Here is a 6,910-nt window from a genome sequence, read left to right as displayed (position 1 = left end):
AGCAGTTGCCCGTTGAGCGTCCACAACCGCGCTGTACCGTCATCTGATGCCGTGGCGATGGTTTTGCCGTCCGGGCTGAAACTCACACTTGAGACAATGCCTTGATGCCCTTTGAATTCTTGTAGCAGTTGCCCGTTGAGCGTCCATAACCTCGCTGTGTTGTCATCTGATGCCGTGGCGATGGTTTTGCCGTCCGGACTGAAACTCACACTTAAGACACTGCTTTGATGCCTTTGGAACTGGTTACGTTCTTTAATTTTATTGAGAATACTATCCAAAGCAAAAATAGGGCTGATAGCTGGATATTTTTCTAGAGGGCGACCGTCTTTTACCAAAGATTTTAACTCTTTCCCACTCTGCACTGCTGATACCAATGATTCTAACTCAGCATATTCAAACTGTTTTAAGGCATTAACTCCTGCCCGTTCTAATTCCGTTCCCTTTTGTGCTTCTTTTTGTGCTGTCTCTGCTGCGCGTGTATCTCTATATGCTTTTGTCAGGGCTGCTTGTGCTTGATTCAAAATAGTTTGAGCCTGTTTAGTTTTAGATTTTGCTTCCTCTTGTTGTCTATTTGCCTGTTGTGCTTTCTCTTCAGCAGTTTTGACTTGTTCGTTAGCTGTTTTAATTTTTTCCTCTGCGTGAGAATTTTTATCTTGTAATTCTGCTGCTTGCTGCTTTACATTCCCTAAATCTGCTTGTGCTGCCTTAAATTTCGCATCTGCGGCTTGCTGATTCTTCTGCGCTGCTTGAAACTTTTGCTCTGCATCTTTCTTTTTAGTTTCTAATTCTTGGGCTTTCTTCTTTAATTCTACCTGTGTTTTTTGCGTAGCTTGCAATTCAGCTTGAGCCGTTTTAACTGTATTTTCTGCCCGTTGCTTTTTACCATCAGCATCTTTAGCCACTTTAATTTGACTCAATGCATATAAAGATGATATACCTGCGAATAATAATAGACATACCGCCAAACCAGAACTCACCATCAACTGCATCCGCCCTTGGCGAATTTGTCGCTTGGCTTCTTGTTGAGCATCAACTAATATCTGCCTTGCATCTTGTTCAAGCTTCAGCTTCTCTTCTGCTTGCAAGCGTTGTTCTCGCTCTTTTGCTAATTCTGCTAATATTTCATTGCCCTGTTGTTGGCGAATGAACGACACAAGGTAATCATGCACCAGTTGATAACGGTCAGCCGGCGATTCTGGTAACAGCAATACTAACCTTGATGCCACAAAAATCTCTAAGACCAAATCTAGTTTATCGGCTTCTGCTGGCAAATCTGCTGCTAACTCAGCACGAGTCTTCAGGGGACGAGTACCATTTTCATCTGTGAGTAAATATAAAACCAGTCGAGCAACCTGTTCATTCTCCGCGCCACAGTCTTGAATTACTTCTTCTAAAAATCGCTCAACCAGTTTTTCTTTAGTGCCAAACGTAAGATACTTATCTAAAGTTGTAATTTTCTCAGTTTGCAATTGCGTCCCCACAATTTGTAACTCAATTGGGCGTACCTCCCCCAATTCGCCTGCTAAATCCTCCACTAGTTTTTCAATCAGTGCAGGCTCTAAATAAAAGTGAGAGCGTTCTGTTAAACTCTCCACCACAGCTTTAGCATGGGCTGGCGAAAAGTTACCCAAATAATAGCGAATATTTTTATCGAGAATATTATTATTAATTGCAGTCAAATTAAACAGACGGTCTAATTCTAATAAATAATGTAAATAATCTTCCCGCAAAGACAGAATTATCTTGACAAAAGGAATATCTAGACAAACTCGCAAAAACTCATAAAATGCTCGTCGTTCACTTTGGTCTGGATAAACGAAGAAAAACTCCTCAAACTGGTCAAACATTAAAACCGTCAACAAATTTCTATCAGCATTTTTCCGCAATTGTTCTAAAATAGCTGATGAGGAATCCAGATTAACAGATAATGGACTACCTCTAGCTTCCTCAAAAGCCTTAGCCAAACACCGCCCCAACATTCCCACCCAATCTGTATAAACTCGCAACAAAATCGGTAAAGCATCTCGCTCACCAATTGCTTCCTGTTGCAACGCCGGGATTAACCCACCTTGCAAAATTGAACTTTTCCCCACTCCTGACTGACCATGAATTACAGTCAATTTATGCTCAGTCCCGCCAATTCTTTCTCGCAACCGCTTAACATCTTGTCCGCGACCAGAAGCGGCAATTTCTTGAGCAATGGTTTCAGGATTTTCTACTTGCAACTGTGCAGAATTAATTGCTTGTCGCTGCGGGTTGAGATAAGATGCACCAACAAAAGCGCGGAAACCATACTGCTGTTCAATTTGTAATTGCTCCTGCTTAATCTGAAAAGCTTTGAGATATTCACCTTGTTCAAAATAGAGCGATCGCAACCTCTCTAATATAGATATATATAATTGTGGGTTATACTGATGATTACTTTCAACTTTTGCAGTTTCTAAATTGCTAATTGCTGCTTGAACTTGACCTAAACCCTGTTCCGATTTGGCTAAAATAAACCGATACAATCCAAATTCATTTGATTGGAGATTAGGTATATCAGCTAATATTTGCAATGTTTGCCTTGCGAGTTGATTAGCTTCTTCCCAGCGTGACTGCTCCAAGGCTACTTCTGCCAAAAAACCATAATCTTTAGCCAACTGCAACGGCGTGCCATAATTTTGATGTAGCGGCAGAGATTTATCCACAAGGCTTTGTAACTCTGACCATGCTTGTAAATGTCGCAGCACTTCACCCAGTTTAGTAATATGTTTCGCAACTAAATCTGAACGTTGTGCTTGCTCAAAAATCTCAATAGCTTGCTGAAGATAATTCCTAGCCTCTTGCCAATACTTGATATTATCTACTTGATTTTTTTCAGCTTGCCGCTCGTATGCTAAAGCAATATTAACGAGTAATATACCTTGTCGTTCTAAATAGTTAATTTGTTGCCAAAAACTCAAACTCTGTTGATAATGTGCTAAAGCAGCATCTATCTGGTCATGTAGATAATCATTGAAACCAAGCACAAATTCTAAACTTGCCTGAAGTGCTGGTTCAAATACTTCTTGACGACTGTGCAAATCTTGACGAGCGGTTTCTAGTTCCCGGCATATTTGGGAATTAGGCGTTACATCACCAGCAAAGATTTCATCAGTTTTTTCCTGAAGGAAGTTGACTAACTCATCGGTAGGGTTTTCAAACTCAATGATAGTTGCCCAATTCTCTAAATCAGTTGCTAATCGAATAAATTTTTGCAGAACTTGGTCATTAAGCCACAACAATATCGGAAAGGGAAAGTTTTTTCTAAACTCCTCCCGCACTTGGTTAGCTGAAGTCAGAACTGTATCAATATCTTTAACCGACTCCAAACCAAAAACCATTAATGCTGGTGGCTGTTCATCTAAGAGTTGTTCGCGTATTTTTGTGTAAAGCGTTTTGACCGATGCCGGTAAGGTAATTTCGCGGATTTGTACAGGAGATAATTGGCGCAGGCGTTCTACCATGCGCTGACGTAAATCAGCATAGTTACAACGCAACAAAATCAGTGAAAATTCTCCCTGAGAAAGGGTAATTGCTCGCACCAGAGTTTGCAATGACCGCTCATTGTCAGGGGCTAAATTTTCTGGCTCTTGCTGATTACTCATAACATAAATAATTTACCTTATACTAACGCCGTGTGTAACTTTCTCTCAAACCTAACCCCCAACCCCTTCCCTACTAGCGTTGGGGAGCAAGAATCAAAGCCTCTCGACCCTTATCTGACGACAGGCTGACACCAACGGGGAGAGGTTTGGAGAGGGGTTTTAAGAATAAGTTGCACATCGCGTTTATACTAGCTGTTTGTATGGTTACATTATGCAACTAGGGTGCAGGAGGCGTCACGACAGATACCGCTCCCGTCACGAGTTAGACCGCTCCCGTCACGAGAAATACCGCTCCCGGCGCGACAGATACCGCTCCCATCACGAGAAATACCGCTCCCGGCGCGACAGATACCGCTCCCATCACGAGAAATACCACTCCCGTCACGACAGATACCGCTCCCATCACGAGAAATACCGCTCCCGGCGCGACAGATACCGCTCCCGTCACGACTTAGACCGCTCCCGGCGCGACAGATACCATTTCAATTAATAATTGCAACCTGGAGTTTAGACTAAAAGCGATATAAGAGAACGCAAACCAAATGGAATTAGAGGTTAAAAATATTATCTTGTCAGCCTCAAAGCATCCGCGACCTTGAACAATTATTGTGTAGTATGCTTGCTGAGAAAATAATACAATAATGATAATCATGGAAATGGTAGGAGAGAAACGAGCGTCGCTCGTTTCTCTCCTACGCGCAAGGCAATGAACGAGTGTCTAAACCTTTGTGGTTAGCTTGGGTAGGAGAAGAAATGCCACCACTAGAGGAAGTTTGGTGTCTTTACTTGCGTCGCTTTACCATTGACCATTGGTATCGCTTTTTAATCTTCGTCTACATTGGACAGTGCCACAGTTCAGTACTCCAATAGCATTGTGAAAGATGGAGTGACCTCATGCCTCTGATGACTTGGGAATTGTGGTTAGCCCGTGATATCGTAACTGACAATCCTCTACCTTGGCATAAGTCTCTGGGTAATTTGACTCGCTCGTTGAGTTGCTCAAGCTATGGGTGGAGTTTTCGCGACCATTGGTACTCCAACAAGAGCACCCAAACCTCGCGGAAAGTCCCCTGGTTGGGAGCCAGGAAAAAAGCGTCACCGTAAAAACCGATGCCCCATTGTTAAAAAAAAACGTAGCACGACCACGTAAAGAACCGTCTGTTGCTGTTTAATACCTAAGATTATTCATACTTTTGCTAAGTCTCTTATTAACTCAGCCCTGCTGGGTCTTTTTGCATGGCTTAGTCTAAACTCCAGTTTTGACTGATGTTCAGGTATTACTGAAGCCGCTCAGAATAAACATCCTCTAAGACTTACTTAAGTTAAGAATTACGTATATTTACGGTTTACAATACCTTCGTAAATTTACAAGGTTAACTTAATGACGCTTTCACTATTAACTCGCTGTTCTCTGAGGTTTGACAAAAACAATAAGTTCTTTAAGGTTTCCCATAAGGTTTCCCACAAGGTTTTTTTAACGTATTGACCGCAGTATAAGGGTTTGAGATGACAAACTACCTTTTAAGCGAAACGCTTATTTATGAGTAATTTTGCCAGTTTTACCAAAATTTTTCTAGGCTCTTATTTTGGCAAAGGTATTGACATTACTGAATTGGAGAAATAACTATGACTACTTACACTTTAACTACCAGCAACGATACAATTGGTGGCACCACAGACAATGACACATTTAATGGGACTTATGATGATGGTGCGGTAACGGATACTTTTAGTTCTGGCGATTCCCTCAATGGTGGATCAGGTATAGATACAGATACGCTGCATATTGACCATCTTCTGGCCGGTGCTATCACACCGCCTGATGATCTCTGGACTAATCTAAGCAATATCGAGAATATTGAAATCAATACGACAGGTGATGGTGCACAAACCATTACTACAGGTACTAATTTTGGAACGGCATTTGCATTAGGCGTAAACCTAACAACAGCAACATCTGGGGCCGGTGCGATTAACATCGCCATGACCACATTCACCGGTATAGCAACCCTCAAAACAATATCCAGAGTCGGTGCACAGACGATTGTAACGGGTTCAAATACTACCACGGTGACAGCAAACTCTGACGCCGGGGCACTGAATATAAAAGGTGTAGGTCTTAACTCAGTTTTTGCAACTACCACCGGAGCGGGGGTGCAGACGATTGGTGACGGTAGTGGTAATGGTGAAAATCTTGTCGTAGTGAATGCCACATCTGCTGAAGGCGCACAAACCATAACCAGTACCAGCACAAGTGCAGTTGTAGTGGACGCAACCTCTACTGCGGGCAACCAAATTATTACAACTGGTTCTGGTGCAGATATCGTCAGGGCATCTACAAGCAGCGTCATTAACACCATTGATACAGGGGATGGCAACGATAGCGTTACCATTTTACCTACGGCTTCGGGTAACTACACTATCGATGGCGGTGCCGGGGATGACACCCTAACTGGTGGAGCAGGAAATGACCTTCTGATTGGTGGTGCTGGAGCCGATATCCTAGATGGGGTGGCTGGTAACAGTAATAATGGAAAGGGAGAGATCGACACCCTGATGGGAGGTATCGGCCCAGATATCTACATTCTGGCCAGCAATACCAGTATTTACTATGACGATGGCAACACCACCACTACCGGAGATAAGGACTACGCCCTGATTGTCGGGTTCGATGCCAAAGAAGATAAAGATAAAGTTCAACTTCTCGGTTCGTCTGATAAGTACCGCTTAGAAGAGAGCAATGGCGACACATACCTCAGCATTAAACGCGATAGCGAAACCGATGAACTCATTGCAATCTTTCAAAATACCACTGGGTTAGACCTTAACTCTGCTGCCTTTGACTACCACAACGCACCGACCGACCTGAGCCTTAGCGACACCACAGTCAACGAAAATGTCGCCGCCAGCACTGTCATCGGCACATTCAGCAGCACCGACCCAGATACAGGCAATACTTTCACCTACAGTTTAGTTGCTGGCGCTGGTGATACTGATAATAGTGCCTTCACCATTAAGGACGATAAACTACAAATCAATGCTTCCCCAGACTTTGAAAATAAACCTAGTTACAACATCCGGGTTCAGACTCAAGATAATGGTGAATTGACTTTTGAGAAGCCATTAATCATCACCATCAACGATGTCAATGAAGCACCCACAGGTTTAGCATTAGATAAAACTGATGTCAACGAAAATGTCGCCGCCAGCACTGTCATCGGCACATTCAGCAGCACCGACCCAGATACAGGCAATACTTTCACCTACAGTTTAGTTGCTGG

The 6,910-nt window shown here is 42.9% G+C and carries 2 protein-coding genes and 1 pseudogene; 2 read left to right on the top strand and 1 reads right to left on the bottom strand.

Annotated features, from left to right (window positions below):
- Window positions 1–3,629, bottom strand: a 3,629-nt coding sequence (locus V7L05_RS18165) for an nSTAND1 domain-containing NTPase (protein ID WP_335166029.1), incomplete at its 3' end; no start/stop codon positions are given.
- A 714-nt stretch (window positions 3,630–4,343) separates the two neighbouring features.
- Here V7L05_RS18165 and V7L05_RS18160 point away from each other — a divergent pair.
- Both V7L05_RS18160 and V7L05_RS18155 read left to right on the top strand, forming a co-directional pair.
- Window positions 4,344–4,499 carry a hypothetical protein gene (locus V7L05_RS18160; RefSeq protein WP_335166027.1) on the top strand — a complete coding sequence of 52 codons (156 nt, stop codon included), beginning with the start codon at window positions 4,344–4,346 and terminating at the stop codon, window positions 4,497–4,499.
- Window positions 4,500–5,255: 756 nt separating this feature from the next.
- Window positions 5,256–6,910: pseudogene (locus tag V7L05_RS18155) on the top strand (hypothetical protein); the annotation flags it as partial.

This window comes from Nostoc sp. (assembly GCF_036917755.1).
Classification (GTDB): domain Bacteria; phylum Cyanobacteriota; class Cyanobacteriia; order Cyanobacteriales; family Nostocaceae; genus Nostoc.
This window is presented reverse-complemented; position numbering and strand designations above follow the sequence as displayed.